This window comes from Phenylobacterium koreense (assembly GCF_040545335.1).
Lineage (GTDB): Bacteria > Pseudomonadota > Alphaproteobacteria > Caulobacterales > Caulobacteraceae > Phenylobacterium > Phenylobacterium koreense.
In genome coordinates this window covers 350,843-372,270 of record NZ_JBEPLU010000003.1, presented here as the reverse complement: position 1 = coordinate 372,270, position 21,428 = coordinate 350,843, and the positions used below count along the sequence as shown (strand labels likewise).

21 protein-coding genes are annotated in these 21,428 nt (G+C 68.5%); 5 read left to right on the top strand and 16 right to left on the bottom strand.

Annotated features, from left to right (window positions below; all coding sequences use genetic code 11):
* Window positions 1-94: 94 nt before the first annotated feature.
* From arfB to ABID41_RS17795, 3 genes are all read right to left on the bottom strand, one after another.
* The gene (gene arfB, locus ABID41_RS17805) at window positions 95-520 is read right to left on the bottom strand and encodes an alternative ribosome rescue aminoacyl-tRNA hydrolase ArfB (protein WP_331931943.1); all 426 of its coding nucleotides are present in this window, start codon (window positions 518-520) and stop codon (window positions 95-97) included.
* 63 nt (window positions 521-583) lie between these two features.
* Window positions 584-1,054, bottom strand: a complete 471-nt coding sequence (locus ABID41_RS17800) for a 5' nucleotidase, NT5C type (RefSeq protein WP_354298332.1) — start codon at window positions 1,052-1,054, stop codon at window positions 584-586.
* A 58-nt stretch (window positions 1,055-1,112) separates the two neighbouring features.
* On the bottom strand, window positions 1,113-1,595 hold the full coding sequence (locus ABID41_RS17795; protein WP_354298331.1) for a Fur family transcriptional regulator: 483 nt from the start codon (window positions 1,593-1,595) through the stop codon (window positions 1,113-1,115).
* Window positions 1,596-1,724: 129 nt separating this feature from the next.
* Between ABID41_RS17795 and ABID41_RS17790 the strand changes: the two genes are divergently transcribed.
* Entirely contained in the window at window positions 1,725-3,764 is a 2,040-nt protein-coding gene (locus tag ABID41_RS17790) for a TonB-dependent receptor (protein WP_354298330.1), read from the top strand.
* A 128-nt stretch (window positions 3,765-3,892) separates the two neighbouring features.
* Here the strand turns inward: ABID41_RS17790 and ABID41_RS17785 are convergent, their stop codons facing one another.
* From ABID41_RS17785 to ABID41_RS17775, 3 genes are all read right to left on the bottom strand, one after another.
* Window positions 3,893-4,885, bottom strand: coding sequence for a DUF4167 domain-containing protein (locus ABID41_RS17785; protein ID WP_354298329.1), 993 nt, complete (start codon window positions 4,883-4,885; stop codon window positions 3,893-3,895).
* A gap of 249 nt (window positions 4,886-5,134) precedes the next feature.
* The gene (gene prmC, locus ABID41_RS17780) at window positions 5,135-6,004 is read right to left on the bottom strand and encodes a peptide chain release factor N(5)-glutamine methyltransferase (RefSeq protein WP_354298328.1); all 870 of its coding nucleotides are present in this window, start codon (window positions 6,002-6,004) and stop codon (window positions 5,135-5,137) included.
* Window positions 6,001-6,777, bottom strand: coding sequence for an MOSC domain-containing protein (locus ABID41_RS17775; RefSeq protein WP_354298327.1), 777 nt, complete (start codon window positions 6,775-6,777; stop codon window positions 6,001-6,003). Before ABID41_RS17775 ends, prmC begins: the two co-directional genes overlap by 4 nt.
* 141 nt (window positions 6,778-6,918) lie before the next feature.
* On the opposite strand from ABID41_RS17775, the gene ABID41_RS17770 reads away from it, so the two are divergent.
* Window positions 6,919-8,157 carry a YihY/virulence factor BrkB family protein gene (locus ABID41_RS17770; RefSeq protein ID WP_354298326.1) on the top strand — a complete coding sequence of 413 codons (1,239 nt, stop codon included), beginning with the start codon at window positions 6,919-6,921 and terminating at the stop codon, window positions 8,155-8,157.
* Here ABID41_RS17770 and prfA read toward each other — a convergent pair.
* From prfA to ABID41_RS17725, 9 genes are all read right to left on the bottom strand, one after another.
* The gene (gene prfA / locus ABID41_RS17765) at window positions 8,115-9,191 is read right to left on the bottom strand and encodes a peptide chain release factor 1 (RefSeq protein WP_354298325.1); all 1,077 of its coding nucleotides are present in this window, start codon (window positions 9,189-9,191) and stop codon (window positions 8,115-8,117) included. The genes ABID41_RS17770 and prfA overlap by 43 nt on opposite strands.
* Window positions 9,192-9,329: 138 nt before the next feature.
* Entirely contained in the window at window positions 9,330-9,623 is a 294-nt protein-coding gene (locus ABID41_RS17760; protein WP_331929873.1) for a hypothetical protein, read from the bottom strand.
* A 91-nt stretch (window positions 9,624-9,714) separates the two neighbouring features.
* Entirely contained in the window at window positions 9,715-10,203 is a 489-nt protein-coding gene (locus ABID41_RS17755) for a hypothetical protein (protein WP_354298324.1), read from the bottom strand.
* 31 nt (window positions 10,204-10,234) lie between these two features.
* Window positions 10,235-10,723, bottom strand: coding sequence for a hypothetical protein (locus ABID41_RS17750; RefSeq protein ID WP_331929876.1), 489 nt, complete (start codon window positions 10,721-10,723; stop codon window positions 10,235-10,237).
* Window positions 10,724-10,807: 84 nt separating this feature from the next.
* Window positions 10,808-11,950 carry a flavodoxin-dependent (E)-4-hydroxy-3-methylbut-2-enyl-diphosphate synthase gene (ispG, locus tag ABID41_RS17745; protein ID WP_331929877.1) on the bottom strand — a complete coding sequence of 381 codons (1,143 nt, stop codon included), beginning with the start codon at window positions 11,948-11,950 and terminating at the stop codon, window positions 10,808-10,810.
* A 52-nt stretch (window positions 11,951-12,002) separates the two neighbouring features.
* The gene (locus ABID41_RS17740; protein ID WP_331929879.1) at window positions 12,003-12,785 is read right to left on the bottom strand and encodes an LOG family protein; all 783 of its coding nucleotides are present in this window, start codon (window positions 12,783-12,785) and stop codon (window positions 12,003-12,005) included.
* 54 nt (window positions 12,786-12,839) lie between these two features.
* A complete protein-coding gene (locus ABID41_RS17735) occupies window positions 12,840-13,838 on the bottom strand; it encodes a helix-turn-helix domain-containing protein (protein ID WP_354298323.1) in 999 nt (332 codons plus the stop codon).
* A 168-nt stretch (window positions 13,839-14,006) separates the two neighbouring features.
* Window positions 14,007-16,265 (bottom strand): phosphoenolpyruvate--protein phosphotransferase, encoded by a 2,259-nt coding sequence (gene ptsP / locus ABID41_RS17730; RefSeq protein WP_354298322.1) that lies wholly within the window; start codon window positions 16,263-16,265, stop codon window positions 14,007-14,009.
* A 100-nt stretch (window positions 16,266-16,365) separates the two neighbouring features.
* Window positions 16,366-16,914, bottom strand: coding sequence for a GNAT family N-acetyltransferase (locus ABID41_RS17725; protein ID WP_354298321.1), 549 nt, complete (start codon window positions 16,912-16,914; stop codon window positions 16,366-16,368).
* 59 nt (window positions 16,915-16,973) lie between these two features.
* On the opposite strand from ABID41_RS17725, the gene ABID41_RS17720 reads away from it, so the two are divergent.
* Window positions 16,974-18,371, top strand: coding sequence for an MFS transporter (locus ABID41_RS17720; protein ID WP_354298320.1), 1,398 nt, complete (start codon window positions 16,974-16,976; stop codon window positions 18,369-18,371).
* 5 nt (window positions 18,372-18,376) lie between these two features.
* Here ABID41_RS17720 and ABID41_RS17715 read toward each other — a convergent pair whose 3' ends face one another.
* Window positions 18,377-19,627 carry an aspartate kinase gene (locus tag ABID41_RS17715; protein WP_331932092.1) on the bottom strand — a complete coding sequence of 417 codons (1,251 nt, stop codon included), beginning with the start codon at window positions 19,625-19,627 and terminating at the stop codon, window positions 18,377-18,379.
* Window positions 19,628-19,803: 176 nt separating this feature from the next.
* Between ABID41_RS17715 and ubiG the strand changes: the two genes are divergently transcribed.
* The gene (gene ubiG / locus ABID41_RS17710) at window positions 19,804-20,559 is read left to right on the top strand and encodes a bifunctional 2-polyprenyl-6-hydroxyphenol methylase/3-demethylubiquinol 3-O-methyltransferase UbiG (protein ID WP_331932090.1); all 756 of its coding nucleotides are present in this window, start codon (window positions 19,804-19,806) and stop codon (window positions 20,557-20,559) included.
* Between the two features lie 24 nt (window positions 20,560-20,583).
* A complete protein-coding gene (locus ABID41_RS17705) occupies window positions 20,584-21,387 on the top strand; it encodes an FkbM family methyltransferase (protein WP_354298319.1) in 804 nt (267 codons plus the stop codon).
* Window positions 21,388-21,428 lie beyond the last annotated feature (41 nt).

The window sequence follows — 21,428 nt, the reverse complement described above, 5'->3', positions numbered from 1 at the left end:
GCGACAGGAGGACGGCGGATGCGGTTAGCGAACTTTTCCAGGACATGGCGGGGGCACATTACGCAAAGCTGAGCGTCGCCGCCAAGGGCGAGCCTTAATCGTCGCCGCGCACTTTTCCGCGCATGGCCTTCACGCCGCCGCGGCGGGTCTTGGCTTCCAGGCGTCTTTTCTTGGAGGCGAGGGTCGGTTTGGTCTTCTTCCGCGGGGGCGGCGGAGGCTCGGCAGCCTTGCGGATCAGCTCGACAAGCCGCTCCAGCGCATCGGCGCGATTGCGTTCCTGGGTGCGGAATTTCATGGCGGTCAGGACCAGCACGCCATCCTGGGTGATCTTGCGCCCCGCCAGCCGCATGAGGCGAACCGCCACGTCGTTCGGCAGGGACGGCGAGCGCCTCACGTCGAAGCGCAGCTCGACGGCGGTCGAGACCTTGTTGACGTTCTGCCCGCCCGGCCCCGCCGCGCGGATAAACCGCTCGACGATCTCGTCCTCGGCGATGCTGATGGAGGGCGTGACTTCGATCACGGGGCTTTCCGGCGGTTGGTCTCAGCGTAGCGGATACTTATGCGCATGAGCCGTAGCGCCGGCCTAGATGAAGCCTTTCTCGCGCAGGCTGGCGATGGAGGTCGCGGCGCTCTTGTGGTGGATGAAGACGCCGCCTTCAGCCTCCCAGAGGTGGCGGTGCTTGTCGCGGTCGTCCACCAGGGCGTCGCCGGGCAGGCAGTGTTCGCGCTTGAGCGCGGCCATGGTGGTGATGATCGGCACGCCCGGGAAGTGGCGCTCCGCCCAGCGCCGCTTCTGCGCCGCGGCCCAATTGCCCCGCGGCAGGCCGGTCAGGATCACCGGCCGGCGATGGCGCACGGCCTCATAGAGGTCCATGGCGTCGGGAAGGGGATCGAGATTGGCGAAGAATTCCGGCGCGTGGGCCAGCCGCTTCCAGAACTCGCCAGGCCCGTGGGCCTTCTGGAAGGCGTCGGGGGCAAGGCCCAGGATCGCCGCCGCACCCCTGTCGAAATCGGCGAGCACGCCGTCGCAATCGAGATAGATTCGCTTTCTCATGGGATCGGAACGCATGTGTGCAGGGAGGGGCCCGCGGCGAGTCCGTCTGCGGCGGCTGTCAGCTTTCGCGGCAGGCGGCGCAGCGGCCGCGGGCTTCGAGGGTGATCGTGGAGACCTGGTAGCCGGCCTGCTGGGCGGCGGCGAGCTGGCTGGAGAAGTCGGGCTCGAACTCCTCGGCGGCGCCGCAGCAGTCGCAGATGAGGAAGGCGGCGCGGTGGCCCTTGCCGTCCATGCGACAGGGCACGTAGGCGTTCAGGCTTTCGATCCGATGGGCGAAGCCGAGGCGTTCCAGGAATTCCAGCGCCCGGTAGACAGTCGGGGGTTTGGCCGGTTCGCCGTGCTCGCCGAAGGCGGCGATCAGGTCGTAGGCCTTCTGCGGCGCGTTGGCTTCGAGCAGCAGCTCGAGCACCCGCCGGCGCGGCGCGGTCAGGCGTTCCTGCGTGACGGCGCAACGACTCTCGGCCAGAGCCAGGGCGTGGCTCAGCGCGGGGCCCTTCAGGCCAGGATGTGCGCCATCGGCGTGATGACACTCGGTGCCCATAACCTCTCGCTAACGGCCTTGAGGACGGTTCGCAAGCTAAGGTGCTTGACGACTGGTTATGTTATCTCATAACAGCAAGCGATATTTCGTAACGGGGCGGGCCGTTTTCAAGGCCCAGAGAAACATACCATGACCAAGACCTACCTGTTCGCGGCGAGCGGCCTCGCAGTCCTGATGGCCTCGCCGAGCTGGGCGGCGGATGCGCCCAAGGAGGTCTCGGAGGTCGTGGTTTCGGCGGCCCCTTATGTGGTCTCAATGGACTCGGTGACCACCAGCGTCGAGGTGATGAAGCGCGAGGACCTGGCCGCCGCGCCGTCGGCGGGCGTGGGCGACATGCTCTCGGGCCTCCCGGGCGTGCGCTCGACCTTCTTCGGTCCGGGCGCCAGCCGGCCGGTGATCCGGGGCCTGGCCGGTCCACGGGTCATGGTGCTGAGCAATGGCGTTGGAATGATCGACGCCTCGGCCCTGTCGCCCGACCACCAGGTGGCCAACGACCCGCAGGAGGCCGAGCGGATCGAGGTGCTGCGCGGGCCCTCGGCCCTGGCCTATGGCGGCTCGGCCATCGGCGGCATCGTCAACATCATCGACGACCGGATTTCGAGCACCCGCGTGAAGGGGATCCACGGGCGGGGGCTGGTCTCGGCCACCAGCGTCGATGACGGGACCTCGGTCTCCGGCGCGCTGAAGGCCGGCGTCGGCAACTGGGTGTTCAGCCTCGACGGCATGCAGCGCAAGAGCCAGGACTACGACGTGCCGGTTCCGCCGGAGTCGCGCCGGGCGATGGCGGCCGACGGTGAAGCGTTCCCGGGACCGGACAACTCCACCGTGGCCAACACCTCGGTGGACCTGAAGGCCTACGGCGGCGGCGTCTCCTATGTGGGCGACAACGGCTTCCTCGGCGTGGCCGTGAAGCGGACGGACTCACAGTACGGCGTGCCCGGGCACTCCCATGAGCACGAGGAAGAGGGGCATGAGGGCCACGATCATGCCGCCGAGGAAGAATCCGGCGGCGTCCTGATCGACCTGGAGCAGACGCGCTACGACCTGCGCGGCGGCCTGAACTTCGACCTCGGCATCTTCAACCAGCTCAAGGTCTCGGCCGGCTATGCGGAGTACGAGCATGCCGAGATCGAGGGCGGCGAGGTGGGCACCCGCTTTCTGTCGGACGGCTGGGAAGGCCGCGCCGAACTGGTGCAGAAGGAGCGGAACGGCTGGCAGGGCGCGGTGGGTTTCCAGGCCCTGTCGCGCAACCTCGACGCCGTCGGCGACGAGGCGTACGTGCCTGGAACGAAGACCCGCGAGCTCGGCGTCTTCACCCTGCAGCGCCTCGATCGCGACAGCTGGGGTGTCGAGGGCGGCCTGCGCCTCGATCGGCGTGAAATCGAGACCGAAGAGACGTCGAAGGACTTCACGAACTTTTCGGCCAGCGTCGGCGCCTTCATGCGGCCAGCCGAGGGTTGGTTCCTCGGTCTGAGCGCCTCGCGCGCCGCTCGTGCGCCGACCGAAGCGGAGCTCTTCGCCAACGGCGCCCACGCCGCAACCCGCGGCTTCGAGGCGGGCGATCCGAACCTGGATTCGGAAGTCTCGTACTCGCTGGACGGAACGGTCCACTACGGCGCCGGCCGCTGGAACTCCGACATTCACGCCTTCTACGTGAAGTACGACGGCTTCATCGATCTGCGCCCGAGGGGCGTGGACGATGAGGAGACCGGCTTTGCGATCTTCGACTCCGTCCAGACCGACGCGACCTTCTATGGCGCGGAGGCCGAGGTCTCCTATCGCCTTTGGGAAGACGGCGACCGGAGCTTCTCGCTGGAAGGCGCCGCCGACTACGTCCATGGCGATACCGATCGCGGCGCGCCGGCCCGCATTCCGCCGTGGTCGGCGACCGGCCGGGCGGTCTTCGACGGCGGCTGGTGGACCGGCAAGCTGGAGCTGCGCCAGGTCGGCAAGCAGGATCGCGTGGCCGACTTCGAACTGCCCACCGACAGCTATCGCATGCTGAACGCCTCGATCACCGCTTCGCCGTTCAAGGACAAGAACCTCAAGATCTACCTGGACGCCAGAAACCTGACGAACACCGAGGCGCGGGAGCACGCCTCGTTCCTGAAGGACCTCGCGCCGCTGCCGGGCCGCAACTTCCGGGTCGGCGTCGGGTACAAGTTCTAGGTCGCGAGCCTTGGGGGGGCTTCGCGGCCCCCTCCGCCTGGGCGCTTCGCGCCGATCCGCCTCCCCCAGTGGGGATCTCGTTGGCTCGGAAAACGAAAAACCCCTCCGCTAGGGAGGGGTTGGTCGTCTTAGGCTTCTTCGGTTTCGTTCGAGGAGGCCTCGCCGCCTTCGAAGCTGCGCGGGGCGCGGCGGCGGCGGGTTTTCGGCTTTTCCTCACCGTCGGCTGAAGCTTCGGCCTTGGGTGCGCGCGGTGCGCGGGGCGCCTTCAGGAAGGCCGGGGCGTGGCTTTCGCCGCCGTCCTCGTCGCGCAGCACGGGGGCGGGGGAGGGCGTTTCGCTGGCCAGCGGCGCGGCGGCCTGCGGTTCGACCACGGCCAGGGGATCGCGCTCCTGGCGCTCGCCCCGCTCTTCGCGGTCGCGGCGGCCTTCGTAGCGGTCGCGCTGGCGGTCGTCGCGGTCGCGGCGATCTTCGCGTTCGCCGCGCGGGCGATCGTCGCGCTGACGGTCATCGCGTGGGCGGTCGTCACGTTGCCGTTCGTCACGACGCTCATCGCGGGGGCGGTCGTCGTTGCGGCGGTCGTCGCGGTCGCGCCAACGGTCGCGGTCCCGGTCACGATTGCGGCCTTCGAAACGGTCGCCGCGCGGGCGGTCGTCGCGCTGACGGTCATCCCGTTGGCGGTCGTCGCGGTCGCGCCAGCGCTCGCCGCGGGGCTGCTGGCCTTCTTCGCCTTCCGAGGTCTCGTTATCGGCCGCCGCGGCGGCTTCTGCCTCGGCCGCGGCCTGGGCGCCGCTTTCGTCCTCGAAGTCGATGTCGAGGCCGCCGGAATAGTTGTCACGGCCGAGGATCTCGGCCGCGGGCTTGGTCGGCTGCATGGCGCGCACGACCCGGAAATAGTGCTCGGCGTGCTGCAGGTAGTTCTCGGCCAGCACGCGGTCGCCCGAGGACGACGCGTCCCGCGCGAGCTGCTGGTATTTTTCGAAGACGTGCTGGGCGTTGCCGCGCACCTTCACGCCATCGGGACCATTCGAGTCGAAGGCGCGGTTGGCGTTCTGCTGTTGCGGCTTGCCACCGCCACCGCGATTGCGGCCACGCTGGCGCTTCATGCCCTTGAAATCTCTCATTCGTTATATCGCCGCCGCCTCGGCCCTTGGCCGATGAGCAGGCGGTTTATCCTCTCGCCTTGGTCGGGCCGTTCCGCCCGTTAGTCCGTGTTGAAGACGTAAGTGTTCTCCGTCATCCGCCCTGGGCTTGAGGCGCGAGACACGCAAAGCCTGCGCGCCTGCCGATGCGGTTGTCCGTCCTGGCTTCCAGGGCGTCCGAGACCTCTAGCACCGGCGAATTGGGTGGAGACGAGATAAAGACTTAGCGATTCACTTACGGGTTTCCAAGGGGTTTTTCGTCCCAACCACGACACGATCGTGGGTGGACAAGTCTTTGATCGTCCAGACGTCGCTTGCGCCGGCCTGATTGAACAGCGCTTCCACCGCTTCCTTTTGGTCAAAGCCGATTTCCACGGCGAACAGGCCGCCGGGCTTGAGGACGCGCATGATTTCCGGCGCCAGGTTGCGATAGGCGTCCAGACCGTCCATGCCGCCATCCAGGGCGATGCGTGGGTCGTATTGCCTCACCTCGGGATCGAGGGTCTCGATGACCTCGCTGGCGATGTAGGGCGGGTTGGAGACGACCACGTCGAAGCTCTCGTCGGCCAGACCGCTGGTCCAGTCGCCGCGGGCGAAGGCGACCCGGGAAGCCAGGCCGAGATTGGCGGCGTTCTCGCGCGCAATGGCCAGGGCTTCGTCCGAGATGTCGGTGGCCAGGCCCTTGGCGGCCGGTCGCTCGGCGAGGATCGACAGGACGATCGCGCCTGAGCCGACGCCCAGATCGAGGATGTTGAAGGCCATGCCTTCGGGGAACTGCTTGAGGACGTAGTCGACGATGACCTCGGTTTCGGGCCGCGGGGTCAGCACGTCGGCGTTGACCGCCAGCATCACCTTCCAGAAGCCCTTGCGGCCGAGGATATGGCTCACCGGCTCGCGGCGTTCGCGACGGGCCACATAGTCGGCGAGGATCTCTTCCTGCTGGGGCGTCAGCGCCCGATAGGGATCGGTGACAATGTCGGCGCGGCTGGCGCCGGCGGCGGCCTCGACCAGCAGGCGCGCGTCGATCACCGGCCCGGTCAGGCCCACCGCTTCGAGCCGTTGCTTCGCCGACTGCCATGCCTGGAGCAGGGTGAGGCTCATTCAGCGGACTCCATGGTTGGGGCGGTGCAGGCGTCGCCAACGGCGATCGGCCCCGAGTTGGTAACGTGGACGTAGATGCCGAGGTTCATGTGCCCGTAGTTGTCGAACAGCGCCTTGACCACGTCCAGGTCGCGCTCGGCGGTGACCGGATTCACGTGGGTGGCGGCGCAGCGGACGATGTTCTTGAAGACCTTGGCGCGGGCGAAGCCGAGCATCAGCTCGCGGCCCTCCCACCTGGTCTCGGCCCAGGCGGGCCAGCCCTCGACATAAAGATTGGCCCGGAAGCGGAGCGGATCGACCGGGCGGCCGATGCGCGCCTCCAGGTCGCGGACGCTGGCGAGATTGACGATCGAGACGTGGCCGAGCGGGTGGTCCGTGAATTGGTGGCCGGGGGCCTGCACGACCTTCAGCTCGCCCTGGGCCTCTTCGCCCAGCAGGTCCGCAAGCCAGGCGGCGAAGGCGGCCTGGCCGGCCTCGTCGCCGAGCGAGCCTTTGAAGTCGGGCCGCCCGGCGGCGGTCGCGGTGAGGACGCCGGTCGCCTCGTCGTAGCGGGTCCTGGCCTTGGCGACGTCGGCGATGGCCATCAGCACCGTGAACTTCTGCTTGGGCAGGTGAACCGGCGCGGCTGGGTCGAAGCCCGACGGGCCGTTCTCCACCGCAAACAGGCGATCGCAGGGGAACGCGGCGCCGGCGGTCAAGTTTGCGCCGCTGAGCTGCTCGGGCGTGAAGCCTTTGACGGGATGGCGATAGATGGCTGCGATGTGGCCGGTCATGATGGTCCGCATGATGATGGCTGCGGCGACGCGCCGAGCCGCCCTCTTCGCATAGTCTGGCCGGCGCCGGTAGGGGCGAAGGCCCGGGGAACGGCGACCTGGGCTGCGTGTTCCAGCCAAGGTGGCGAGCAAGGGGTTGCGATGACCAAGGATGCCGAGCGCACAGCGTACGACAAGGCCGTCTCGGTGTTCTGGCGCGCGGCGCCCTGGATAGGTCTCGTGGTGATGACCGAGCTGTGGCGACGCAGCCAGCAGCATCACCGGGCTCGAATGAGCGTCGACGCCATCGCGCCGCCGGAAGTGTTCGACGCGGCCGAGCCACGTCGCGGCCGGGTCGCGAAAGCTCCCCACCAGATACCGCCGCTGGGATGGAAGGACATCGCCTGGCGGACCTATCGCGAGATCGACAAGGACAAGCTGCCGATGGTCGCGGCCAGCGTGACCTTCTTCACGCTGCTGGCGCTGTTCCCCGCCCTCGGGGTGTTCGTCTCGCTCTACGGGATCTTCGCGGACCTGAACGCGGTCAACAAGCAGTTGGAGGACCTGTCCACGGTGTTTCCCTCCGAGGTGATCAGCATCCTCGGCGACCAGATGACCCTGTTGACGAACCGGCCCCAGGCCACGCTGTCGGTCGCCTTCGTCGTCAGCCTTCTCCTGTCGGTGTGGTCGGCGAATGCGGGGATGAAGGCGCTCTTCAACGGCCTGAACATCGCCTATGACGAGAAGGAGAAGCGGCACATCGTCAAGCTGACGGCGATGACCTACCTCTTCACCTTCGGCGCCCTGGTGTTCCTGGTGGTGATGACTGCGGTCCTGGTGGCCGCCCCGCTGGTGCTGCAGCGGCTCGGCCTTTGGGCGCTCGCCTCGGTCTGGATTCCGCTGCGCTGGCTGGCGATGCTGGGCATGGCGTCCGTGGCCTTCGCGATCATCTACCGGTACGCACCCTGTCGGGCCCGGGCCCGCTGGCGCTGGGTGGGGCTGGGGGCGCTGCTGGCGGCGGCGGTCTGGCTGGTCGGTTCGCTGGGCCTGTCCTGGTACATCAACAACGTGGCGCATTATGACGTCACCTACGGCTCGCTGGGCGCGGTCGTGGCCTTCATGACCTGGATCTGGTTTTCGGTGATGGTGGTGCTGATCGGCGCGGAGCTGAACGCCGAGGTCGAGCACCAGACCGCCCTGGATTCGACGACCGGCCCGGCCAAGCCGATGGGCGAGCGCGGCGCGGCCATGGCTGACAGCGTCGGCCTGGCCTTTCACTTCAAGCTGTCGGAGATCGGCGACAAGACGCTGGGGGATAGCCGCCGGCAGGCGGACAAGGTGCTGCGCCTGCTGGGCCGTCAGCCCAGCTCGTCTTCCAGCGTGGCCAACCGGGCGGCCTGATCCTCGGCGATCAGCGGGTTGATCACGTCGTCCAGCGCCTCGCCTTCCATCACCTTGGCGAGGTTGTAGAGGGTCAGGTTGATCCGGTGGTCGGTCACCCGCCCTTGCGGGAAGTTGTAGGTGCGGATGCGCTCGGAGCGGTCGCCCGAGCCGACCTGGCTCTTGCGGGCGTCGGCGCGGGCGGTGTCGAGGGCCTCGCGCTGCATGTCGTAGAGCCGGGCCTGCAGCACCTTCATGGCGCGGGCGCGGTTCTGGTGCTGCGACTTCTCCGACGAGGTGACCACGATCCCGGTGGGCAGGTGGGTGATGCGGACGGCGGAGTCGGTCTTGTTGACGTGCTGGCCGCCGGCGCCGGACGAGCGATAGGTGTCGATGCGCAGGTCCTGGTCGCGGATGTCGATTTCCACGTCCTCGACTTCCGGCAGCACGGCGACGGTGGCGGCCGAGGTGTGGATGCGGCCGCCGGCCTCGGTTTCGGGCACGCGCTGGACGCGGTGGACGCCGCTCTCGAACTTCAGGCGGCCGAAGACGCCTTCGCCGGTGATCGAGGCGATGATTTCCTTGTAGCCGCCGACCTCGCCCTCGGAGATGGAGTCGATCTCCACCCGCCAGCCGTGGTTCTGGGCATAACGCTGATACATGCGGAAGAGGTCGCCTGCGAAGAGGGCGGCCTCGTCGCCGCCGGTGCCGGCGCGGACTTCCAGGATGGCCGAGGCGTTCTCATCCTTGTCCTTCGGCGCCAGCAGCAGCGCGACTTCGCGCTCGAGCTCGGGCAGGCGCTCGTTGAGGGCGACCAGTTCGTCCTGGGCCAGGGCGGCCATCTCGGCGTCGCCGGCCTTGGCCATCTCCTCGAGTTCGGGCAGTTCCTCGCGCGCGCGGGCGACGGCGGTGACCGCGTCGGCGACCGGCTTCAGCTCGGCATGCTCCTTGGACAGGCGCACGATCTCGGCGCCGTCGGTGGCTGCGCCCATGCGGGCCTCGATCTCGCGGAAGCGGTCGATGACCTGATCCAGTCTGGCCTGAGGAAGACGCACGGTTTCCGTTCGTTGGTGAAAAAGAGAGGGGATGATGAAAAAGAGGGAGGCTTCTCTACCTCCCGACGCGACGGCGGCCAACGAAAAAGGCCCCCTCCCGGAGGAGAGGGCCCTTCCCGAATTGTCGCGCCGGTCGGTTTAGACGCGCACGCCGGTCAGCGGCGCGGAGCCGAAGGCGCCGAGCTTGACGTTGCCGCTCATGCTGTCGCCGGCGACGGTGGCCGAGAACTCCAGCGTCATCGGCATCGGCTGGGTGATGGCCGTGGACCAGGTGAGCGTGTCGCCCGCGACCTTGCCCTCGATGGTCTGGTCGCCCATGCGACCCGAGGTCGTGCCGGTGAAGGTGTCACCGTTGGTGGCGATCTTCGCCTCGACCTCTTGCGCGCCCATGGGCGATTGAATGGTGATCTTCCAGTTGCCGTCCGCGGACATGATGTCCCTCCCTGGGTTTAGGCGCGGCAGCTAACCAAGGCTGACGTGCCTGCGCAAGAGGTGACGCAGGCGTCATCTTTGGCGATGTTCGTTACGGGCGGGGCGGTCCGCGCCAGTGCGCGGGCATGGGCTCGTCGCCGAAGGAGAAGCCTGCGGCGCGCAGTGCGCTGACCAGGCCGAGGATGCGATCGTAGAACTCGTAGGTGGCGTCCATCATCTCCGCGGTCAGGAACACCGGGCGCGGGCTGATCAGGCCGCCGGGAACCCGCTCGACGATACCCTCCTTCACGAAGGCCTCGACATAGCCGGCGATCACCTCGGGCGGCGCCCCGACGGCGCGGTACAGCTCCTCGTCGGTGATCGGCACATTGGTGCTGTCGGGCGCGACGTCGTAGATGCCCTTGTAGCGATCGTCGCCGATCAGGTGCGCGCTGTTGGCGCTCCAGATCGTGGTGAAGACCAGCAGGGCGAACATGTCGCCGCCGTGCAGGCGTGAGAACGAGCGCAGGGCCTTCAGGATTTCGAAGGCGCTCGTTCGGACCACGGCCCGGCGGTTATCGGCGCCTCGATTACTGCTCACCCGCCAGTTCCCCCGTGTCAAATCGGCACACCTATGAAGAGGCGGGCCCCCTAAGGTCAAGCTCATCGTCGTCGCCGAACCGGAAACCTGCGGACCGCATGTCGGTCACCAGGGCGACGGCCCAGCCGTAGATCTCGTTGGTCGCATCCAGCATCGCCGGCTGCGAGAAGACTGCCGAGGGCACGACGAGACCTCCGCCGGGGCTGCGCTCGACCATGTCCTTGGCGATCAGGCGATCGACATAGGCGCGGACGATGTCCTCGGGCATGGACAGCAGGCGCAGGAGCTCGTCCAGGCTGACAGGCCGCCGAAGGGCGTCAGGTGGGATGTCGCGCAGCTCGACGTAGCGTTCCTCGCCGATCAGGTGATGGCTGTTGAGGGTCCAGATGCCGGTGAAGGTGAGAACCTCGATGAGGTCGCCCTCGCCCAGCCGGGCCAGCGAACTCAGGGCGCGGAGCGCGTCGTAAGCGAAAATCCTGACGATGGCACGTCGGTTGTCGAGCGGGAGATCTGTCATCACTCAAAGCGCCTCGAAGACCGCCCTTCAAGGTCTAGGCACTTCGATGCGCGGGGACAATCGCCGATAGTGCGCGCCGACAGGATTTTACTCGGCGGCCTCCAGGGACGCGGCGGCAGCCTTGGCGAGTTCGGCGGCCTTGGCCTCGACCAGCTCGACGATGTGGTCGACCATCCGCTCGTTGTCCATCTTATGGTCGGGCTTGCCGGCCATGTAGACCATGCCCGCGCCCTTGCCGCCACCGGTGAACCCGATGTCGGTGAGCAGCGCCTCGCCCGGGCCGTTCACCACGCAGCCGATGATCGAGAGGCTCATCGGGGTGGCGATGTGGGCCAGACGCTTCTCCAGGGCCTCGACCGTGGCGATGACGTTGAAGCCCTGACGCGCGCAGGACGGGCAGGCGATGATGTTCACGCCGCGGTGGCGCAGGCCCAGCGACTTCAGGATGTCGAAGCCGACCTTGATCTCCTCCACCGGGTCGGCCGCCAGGCTGACGCGGATGGTGTCGCCGATGCCGGCCCAGAGCAGGGAGCCCATGCCGATCGAGGATTTCACTGTGCCAGTGCGCGTGGCGCCGGCCTCGGTGATGCCCACGTGCAGCGGGCAGTCGATGGCCTCGGCCAGTTGCTGGTAGGCCGCGACGGTCATGAAGACGTCGGACGCCTTCACGCTGATCTTGAACTCGTGGAAGTCGTTGTCCTGCAGGATGCGGGCGTGGTCGAGGGCGCTCTCGACCATCGCCGCCGGGCAGGGCTCGCCGTACTTTTCCAGCAGGTGAGGCTCGAGGCTGCCGGCGTTGACGCCGATCCGCATGGAGCAGCCGTGGTCGCGGGCCGCCTGGATGACTTCCTTGACCCGGGTGGGCGAGCCGATGTTGCCGGGATTGATGCGCAGGCAGGCCGCGCCCGCCTGGGCCGCCTCGATACCGCGCTTGTAGTGGAAGTGGATGTCGGCCACGAGCGGGACCTTCGCGGCCTTGGCGATGGTCTTGAAGGCGGCGGTGGAGTCCTCGTCGGGGCAGGAGACCCTGACGATGTCGGCGCCCGCGTCCTCCAACTGGCGGATCTGGTCGATGGTCGCCGCGGCGTCGGCCGTGAGCGTGTTGGTCATCGACTGGACCGTGATCGGCGCATCGCCCCCGACCTCCACCGAGCCGACGCGGATCTTGCGCGAGACGCGGCGATCTATGGCGCGCCAGGGGCGGACGTGAGTGTGATCTTGCACGGTCATGGCTGTGGAAAATAAGGCCTCGCGCACGAAAACGCGAGGCCCCCAAAGGTCGCTAGGCGATATCCTCGTAGGGCTTCAGCCCACAGTCCAGCAGAGCCTGCCAGACGCCTTCGGCGTTCTCGGCGTACCGGAAGAGGTTGAGGTCCTCGCGCTTGATCATGCCCTCGGCGATCAGGACCTCGAAGTTGATGGCCGCGCGCCAGTAGCTCTCGTCAAACAGCACCACCGGGATCGGCGGGGCCTTGTCGGTCTGGCGCAGGGTCAGGATCTCGAAGAGCTCGTCGAAGGTGCCGAAGCCGCCGGGGAAGACCACCAGGGCGTTGGCGCGCATGGCCAGGTGCATCTTGCGCATGGCGAAGTAGTGGAAGCGGAAGGTCAGGTCCGGCGTGGAATAGGCGTTCGGCTCCTGCTCGAAGGGCAGGGTGATGTTGAAGCCCACGGAAGGGGCGCCGGCGTCCGCGGCGCCGCGGTTGGCCGCCTCCATGATCCCCGGGCCGCCGCCGGTGGCGATGACGTTGTCGCGGGGACGGCCGTTGGCGAGGATGGCGCCGCCGCGTTCGGAGGCGATCTTACCGAACTCACGGGCCTGGGCGTACCAGCCGGCATGGCGGCCAGGGCCGTTCTCCACGATACGCGCGCTGCCGAAGACGACGATGGTGGTGCGCACGCCCCAGGCGCGCAGGGCCTCCTCGGCCTTGGCGTATTCCAGCAGGAAGCGCACGCCGCGCATGGAGTCGCCGAGCAGGAAGTCCTCGTCCAGGGCCGCCAGGCGGTAGGAAGGCGAGGCGATCTGCGCCTCGTTTCTGGGCTCTCCGCCGTCGCCGCCAGCCGCCATGTCGAAACCTCCACTCAAAAGGAGGGGCAACTTGGCCGGATTGGCCGCTCGAAGCTAGCCTGCGAGCTTGGCCGCGGTGGTGATGGCGGCGGGCATCAGGCCCTTGCTCTCGCCGGCCACGAAAACCTGGAAGGCGGCAGGGTCGGAAACCTCCAGGTGGAGGCCCTTGAGGTTCGGCACCCGATAGGCCTCGCCCATGGAGAGCTGGCGGGCGAAATAGACCGCGCCGCTGTCGCCGCGGACGATCAGCGATGCGCCCTTGCGAGCCTGCAGGGTCACGGTCGAGGTATGGGGTGGGGCGCCGTAGATCGCCGCGCCGGCGACGAAGATCGGGGGCAGGGGCTGGGCCGGGAGCGCCGGTTCCGTCTTCGGGGCCGCCGCGGCGGCCGCCTTGGCGGCTTCGACCGCGTCGGACGAGCCGCCGGCCGCGGTGGCGATGTCCAGGCCGGGGGTCTCGTAGGGCGTCGGCGTGGTCGACTCGACCGGCGCCGGCAGCGGCGCGCCGAGCGCGACCGGGCCTGCGGGCGCGGCCAGCTTGGCCTTGGCCATCGCCGAGGCGGGCGCGGTGTGGGGCGGCGGGGCGTCCTGGGTCATCGCCCGCTGGGCGACGTTCCAGAGCACTATGGCGGCGATCACCAGCAGGCCGCCGCCGATCACCATGGTCAGCCGCGGATCCTTGCCCTCCTCGACCCCGATCGGCGCGCGCAGGGCGGTGTCCGGCGTCGGCTCGTCGCGGCGGAAGCGTTCGACCGCGGCGTCGCCGTCCAGGCCGAGGGCCGCGGCGTAGGCGCGGATGTAGCCGATGGTGAAGGGGCGGGAAGGGAGCTCCTCGATCCGCATCTCTTCAATGGCGGCGAGGTAACTGCGACGGATCCGCGTAGAATCCGCCAAGTCCTGAAGGTTGAGGCCCTTGAACTCGCGCACGGCCCTGAGCGCAGCGCCAATATCCGGCGCGGCATCGATCGTGGGAGTCGGGATGTTGCGGCGCCCGGCCTTGCGGTCGCGGTCGTTGCGGAAGTCCAAACTTGTAACCCCGCCAGTATCGAGCGGCATGGCTACTTGGCGCCTCTTGTTAGCGTTGCGATCTAAAGGCGAACTGACGCCCAGCCGGGATTACAGTAAAGAGCTTAATATTTGGTTGTGGATAACACCGAATCCTCTCCAATTCAATGCGTTAATCAGACGCGGAGAGACGAGGCGACGCTTGTTGCGACTCGAGTTCTAGATCGCCAAATACAATTTCCGGGCGAGGGTTTCGATCTCGTTCCGGACCGAACCAGCCGAGCTGCGGGCCAGGGTCGTCACGCCGCGGCGGGCCGCCTCGCGGTCGCAGGACAGCACCATCTGCTTCACCGGACCGATGCCGGCGGGAGGCATGGAAAGACGCTCAAACCCAAGCGCCACAAGGGCGAAGGCCTCCAGCGGCCGGCCCGCCATCTCGCCGCAGACCGACACCGGCGTGCCGGTTTCCTCGCAGGCGATCTGAATGGTTTCGAGCGCGCGGAGGGCGGGCGGGGAGAGGAAGTCGTAGCGGTCCGACACCCTTGGGTTTCCCCGGTCGGCCGCGAACAGATATTGCATGAGGTCGTTGGTGCCGACGCTGACGAAATCAGTCATCGGAAGTAGAGCGTCCAGGTGCCAGACCACGGCGGGGGCCTCGATCATGGCGCCGACGTCCAGGCGCGAGGGGGCGGGGCGGCCGCGGCGCTGGGCCCAGGCGACCTCGTGATCGACCAGGGCGCGGGCCGCCCGGAACTCATCGACGCTCGCCACCAGCGGGAACATGATCCGCAGCGGCCGGCCGCGGGCCGCAGCGATCAGGGCGCGGAGCTGCAGGCGCAGCAGGGCCGGCCGGTCCAGCCCCATGCGGATGGCCCGCCAGCCGAGGGCGGGGTTCTCTTCCCGCTCGGCCTCCAGATAGGGCAAGACCTTGTCGCCGCCGAGATCGAGGGTGCGGAAGGTCACCGGGCGGCCGCCGGCGGCGTCCATCACCCGCTCGTAGAGCATCGCCTGGGCGTTGAAGCGCGGCATCTCCTCGGCGACCATGAACTGGAACTCGGTCCGGAACAGCCCGATGCCCTCGGCGCCGGTCTCGTCGAGGATGTCCAGGTCGACGTCGAGCCCGGCGTTCATCAGCAGGCTGATCTTCGCGCCGTCCCGGGTGAAGGCCGGCGTGTCGCGCAGCTTGGCGAATTCGGCTCGGCGTTGCAGGCGCACTTCCAGTCGCGCGTGCAGGGCCTTGATCACGTCGGCCCGCGGTCGCAGGTAGGCCTCGCCGGTCTCGGCGTCGACGATGACCGGATCGCCTTCGGAGACCTTGTCGCGCAGGCCCGGCAGCCGTCCCACGCAGGGGATGTCGAGCGCGCGGGCGACGATTGCCGCGTGGCTCGCCGAGGAGCCTTCCTCCAGCAGCAGGCCGGCCAGCTTGGTGCGGTCGTATTCCAGCAGGTCGGCCGGGCCCAGGTTGCGGGCGATGAGGATGGCGTTTTCAGGCAGGTCGCGGGCCATGTGACCGTCGCCGGCCAAGTGGCGAAGCAGGCGGTCGGCCAGGTCTTCGAAATCGTGCAGCCGTTCGCGCAGGTAGGGATCGCGGGCCTGACCCAGGCGCGCGCGGTGCTCGGACCGGACGCGCTCCACGGCGGCCTCGGCGGTCAGGCCGTTGCGCACGGCGTCTTCCAGACTGCGGTTCCAGCCCCCATCGTGGGCGAACATCTTGTAGGTCTCGAGCACCTCGTAGGAGGCCTCGACCAGGCCATGTTCGCCGCTGAGCATGTCGTCGATCTGGGCCTGCAGGCTGGCCACGGCGGCCTTCAGGCGGGTCTCTTCGGCGACGACGTCCTCGGCCAGGAGCTGGGAGGGCGCCACCGGCGGCTCGTGCAGGACCGCGACGCCCAGCGCCAGGCCGTCAGCGAAGCGCGAGCCGATCAGCCGTTCGGGCCGTCGGGGCGCGATCTCCACGCCCTTGAGTTCGCCTTCCAGCTCGCTGCCGGCGACCATCTCGGCCAGGACCATGGCGACGATCTGCAGGTCCTCGACCTCGTCGTCGGTATAGACCCGCTCGGTGCGGTTCTGGACGACCAGCACCCCGATGGCGCGGCCGCCGCGCAGCAGCGGCACGCCCATGAAGGCGTGGAAGGGGTCTTCACCGGTTTCGGGCCGGTAGGAGAAGGCCGGATGGTTCGGGGCGTCCGAAAGGTTCAGCGGCCGGCCCAGGCGCATGATCTCGCCGACCAGGCCTTCGCCCGGCTTCATCCGGGTGACGTGCACGGCCTCGGGATCGAGGCCCTCGGTGGCGAACAGCTCCATGTCGCCGCTGGCCTCGCGCATGTAGAGCGAGCAGACCTCGGCGACCATCGAACGGGCGATGATCCGCACGACCATGTCGAGACGGGACTGCGCCGGCCCGCCGGAGGCGAGCGCCTCGCGGATCTGCCGAAGCAGACTGCGTTGTCCTCGAACCGCGACGCCAGGCATGGCCATCGGTCAGCATTTCTCCCTGGTGCTGCTTGCCTCCTAGCAGCTTTGAACGTCGGAACAGAGACGAAAAGGGCGCGCGCGACCTTGTGAGGCTTGGCCGAAGTCAGGTTTTCGCGATCCGGCGGCCCATGAGCAGGTCGGGTTTGCCGAAACCGTTGGCGTCCGGAATGACGCCGATCGGTTCATAGCCAAGCTTTTGGTAGAAGAAGAAGGGATGTCCGGTGGTGGGAGCGATCGCCGCCAGCTTGGCGAGCGCGTTCGGAAAAATATCCGCGCCGAAAAGGCTCGTGCCGCCGATTTCGTCATCCGTGCCCAGATAGACGGCCAGTTTTCCGCGGGCGGCGGCTTGGGCTTCCAGCGCCTTGACCAGGGCCGCGCCGATTCCCCGGCCTTGCTGCGGCGGATCGACGACCAGCGGATGCAGCTCCATGGCGTGGCTGTAGGTGTCTATGCCCCCGACCAGGCCGAGCACTCGGCGGCCCTCGACCGCCGCCAGGGCGAAGCGCTCGCCGGGCGGAAGGAAGCTCGCGATCTCCCGCTCCGCCTCGCTCGGGCCGCCATAGCCGCCGCTGGCCGCGAAGGCCTCGCGCAGGATGCGGGCGCAGTCGGTGACCTGGGCGGGATCGAGTTTTTCGAGAGCGACGATCTCCATGAGCGACTAGGTAGGGGCAAGGCGGCGCTTCGCCAGGGCCGGTTTGGAGATTGCGTGGAATGGCGATGGTTGCGCGCCAGGACGGAAGCTGGGCCGACGTGATCGGCGAGGGGCGGCTGCCGCGCTTCGTCCTGATCTGCATGGGCGTCTGGATCACGGCGGCCGACTCGCTGGTGACGGCGACGATCATGCCCAGTGTCGGGGCCGACCTCGGCGGCTATGCCTATTTCGGCTGGGCGACGGCCGGCTTCCTGCTGGGCTCTGTGATGGCCGGGGCGAGTTCGGGGCTGTTGGCCCTGCGCTTTGGCCTGCGCCGGGCGACCTCGGCGGCCGCCCTGCTGTGCGCGGCCGGCTGCGTGCTCAGCGCCATGGGGCCGGACATGGCGAGCTTCCTCTTCGGACGCGTCCTTCAGGGGCTGGGCGGCGGCTGGGTGGTCGGGTTCTGCTCGGTGGCGATCGGTCTTCTGTTCCCCGACCGGGTGCTGCCGCGGGTCTATGCGGCGATCACCGGGATCTGGGGCGTGGCCAGCCTGTTGGGGCCGCTGGTCGGCGGCATCTTCGCTGACCTCGGGATCTGGCGCTGGGCCTTCTGGTTCTTCGCCATCCAGGCGGTCGGGGTCGCCTGGGCGGCCCATGTGATGCTGCCGAAGGGGGAGCACGAGGGCGACGGGGCTGCGCGGCTGGCCTGGCCGCAGCTTGGCCTGATCGCCGCCGGCGTCGCGGCCATCGGCCTGGCCGACATCGCCCAGGACTTCGCCCGCTCGCTGCTGATGACCGCCGGCGGGGTCGCGCTGCTGCTGATGATGATCTGGACGGACGGGCGGATGGCGGTGCGGTTGCTGCCGCGGGGCTCGGGCTCGATGATGTCGATCCCGGGCGCAGGCTTTGCGACCATGTTCCTGATGACCGCCGCGTCCATGGGCTTTGCGATCTACGGCCCGGCGATCCTGCAGACCCTGGCCGGGCTTTCGGCGCTGACCGCCGGCTATGTGGTGGCGGTGGAGTCGGTGGCCTGGACGGTGCTGGGCCTTGCGGTGGCGCACCTGACGGGAGCCTGGCCGGTGCGGATGATCCGGCTGGGAGCGGTGGTGGCGACGCTCGGCGTGCTGCTCAGCGCCGTGGCGTTTCCCGCAGCTTCGGTGGCCGGGGTGGTGGCCGCCGGCGTGCTCCTTGGCGGCGGGTTCGGGCTCTCCTGGGCCTTCATGAGCCAGCGCATCCTGGCCTCGCTGGAGGGCGAGGAGCGGGCGATCGGGGCTGCGGGAATGACGACGGTGCGACTGACCGGCTCGGCCGTGGGCGCAGCCGCCGCCGGGGCGATCGCCAACCTTGCGGGGTTCTCGCAAGGGCTCTCCGAGGCCAGCGCGCGCGAAACCGGGCTTTGGGTGTTCGCCCTGATCCTGCCGGTCGCGCTGGCGGGAGTCTGGGCGGCCTTCAGGTTGACCGCCCCGAGATCCTAGGGAACTTAGAGCTGGTCCAGGCCGAAGCCGGCGTGCAGGGCGCGGACCGCCAGCTCGGTGTAGGCGGCGTCGATCAGCACGCTGATCTTGATCTCGCTGGTCGAGATGACCTGGATGTTCACGCCCTTGTCGGCGAGGGCTTCGAACATGGTTTTGGCGACGCCGGTGTGGCTGCGCATACCGACCCCGATGACCGAGACCTTGGCGACGTCCTCGTTCACCTGCACGTCGTCGAAGCCGACCTGCGGCTGGGCGGCGCGGACGATTTCGACGGCGCGCGCCGCGTCGCGCTTGCCGACCGTGAACTCCATGTTCGCGGTGTTGGCGGTGCGCGCATGGCTCTGGACGATCATGTCGACATTGACGTTGGCGTCGGCCAGGGCGCCGAAGATCGACGACGACACGCCCGGATGGTCCGGCAGGCCGAACACGCTGATCTTGGCTTCGTCGCGGCTGTAGGCGACGCCGCTCACGATGCGCTTTTCCATGATCTCTTCCTCGTCGCACACGATGGTGCCTTGGCCGGGCGCTTCGCCGGGCTCGACAAAACTGGACAACACCCGCACCGGCACGTTCTGGGCCATGGCGAGCTCGACGGAGCGGGTCTGCAGGACCTTGGCTCCCAGGGAGGCCATCTCAAGCATCTCCTCGTAGGAGATCTTGTTGAGTTTGCGGGCCTTTTGTTCGATGCGCGGGTCGGTCGTGTAGACGCCGTCCACGTCGGTGTAGATGTCGCAGCGCACGGCCTTGACGGCGGCGGCGATGGCGACGGCGCTTGTGTCCGAGCCGCCGCGGCCCAGGGTGGCGATGCGGCCGTCGCGCGTCACGCCCTGGAAGCCGGCGATCACCGCGACCTCGCCGGCGTCGAGAGCCGCGGCCAGCTTCTCCGGCGGGATGTCGTCGATGCGCGCCCGGCCGTGGGCGTCGTCGGCGATGATCGGAATCTGCCAGCCCAGCCAGGACTTGGCGGGCAGCCCCATGTTGCGCAGGGTCATGGCCAGCAGGCCGGCGGTGACCTGCTCGCCCGAGGCGACGACGGTGTCGTACTCGTCGTCCGAGGGCGTCAGGCCCTGGGCGGCGGCGCCCGCGCCGTCGGTCCAGGCGACCAGCTCGTTGGTCTTGCCGGCCATGGCCGAAACCACGACCGCGACTTGATGGCCGGCGGCCACTTCAGCAGCCACCAGGCGGCCGACGCGCCGGATACGCTCGAGGTCGGCGACGGAGGTGCCGCCGAATTTCATCACTAGCCGAGACAGCGCAGGAGCTCCGCTTGATAGGAAAGGCTGCGCCTAATAGCGGGGCGCGCGGGCAGGGGCAATCTCTGCCTGAACCAAGGCCAAAAGGACGCGCGTCGCGCAAGATGGCGCCCGTTCTTCGGGGCGAAGGCCGATAGGGGCTGGCGTCTTTCGGGCGGTGGGAGGAAAAGGGCGGCATGTCGCCTGCGTCCGTATCCTCAATCGACCCGCAGGAGGTCGAGCGCTTCTCCCGCATCGCCGCCGAGTGGTGGGATCCGAAGGGCAAGTTCGCCCCCCTGCACAAGTTCAACCCGACCCGGCTGGCCTTCATCCGAGAGCAGGCGCTGCTGCGCTTCGGCCGCGACGCCAAGTCGGTGCGGCCCTTCGAGGGGCTGCGGCTGCTGGACATCGGCTGCGGCGGCGGCCTGCTGTGCGAGCCGATGGCCCGCCTGGGCTTTCAGGTCACCGGGGTCGACGCCTCCGAGCGCAACATCGGGACGGCCAGCACGCACGCGGCCGAGCAGGGGCTCTCCATCGACTACCGCGCCTCGACCGCCGAGGACCTGCTGGCCGAAAACACCCAGGCCTTCGACGTGATCCTCAACATGGAGGTCATCGAGCACGTGGCCGATCCGGGGGCCTATCTGCGCTCCTGCGCTGGCCTGCTGGCGCCCGGCGGCCTGATGATCGTGGCGACGCTGAACCGCACGCTCAAGGCCCTGGCCCTGGCCAAGGTGGGCGCGGAGTACGTCCTGCGCTGGGTGCCGGCCGGAACCCACGACTGGCGGAAATTCCTGACGCCGGAGGAGCTTCGCGGCTTCCTGGCCGGCGAGGCCTCCGTCTCGGTGCAGGGGCCGTTCGGGGTGGTGTTCAACCCGCTGACCGGGCGTTGGGGGCGATCGGGCGACTGCGACGTCAACTACATGATGACGGTCACGCGCGACGCAGCGTAGACACGCGGTCAAGAGGTAGCTGTCATGCCTTCGATACGCGTGCTCGGTCACGCTTTCCGCGCCTGGCGCCGCAACAAGCGGTGGGCCAAGCACGAGCCGGAAACGCCCTATCTCGCCGATCTCCTGTCGGGAGCGCCTGTCTGCCTGCACGTCGGCGCGAGCGACGGGCGCCACTCCTATGTGATGACCCAGGTGGCCCCGCAGGCCCACATCTACGCCTTCGAACCGTCGAGCTTCACCTTCGAGGTTCTCAAGCTCTGCCTGGCCTGGCACGGGATCGGGGCCCAGGTGACGCCGGTCCACGCCGCGGTGGCCGACGCGGCCGGAGAGCTCCTGCTGGTCACGCCCAAGAAGACCTCCGGACGGATGGGCCATTCCTACGCCTACGTCGCCTCCGAAGCGCCGTGCGGCCAGGTCCGGCCGGACGTTGCGGACGTCGGCCTCGAGGTCGAGCCAACCGCCGTGGTCGCCCTCGACGACTACTGTGCGGCCAACGGGATCGAGCACGTCGACTTCATCCGCATGGACATCGAGGGCGCGGAGCTGCGGGCGCTGACCGGCGCGCAGGGGATCATCGACCGCGACTTTCCCCACGTCCTGATCGAGATCCACCCGATGATGCTCGAGGCCAGGTTCGGCGGCTCGGCCGACCGGGTGCTCGAGGTCTTCCGCTCGCGCGGCTACCGCATGTTCGCGGTCAACGGCGACCGGCTCGAGGAGCGCACCGAGGTCGAGACGAACGTCCCCTGGAAGGACTATTTCTTCGTCCACCCGAGCCGGGCGGGCGCTCTGCCGGACGGGGTCTTCAAGGCGCGGATGGCGGCCTGAATCTGCCGAGAACAACCTGCCGATAGGCCGCCTGTCGGCAG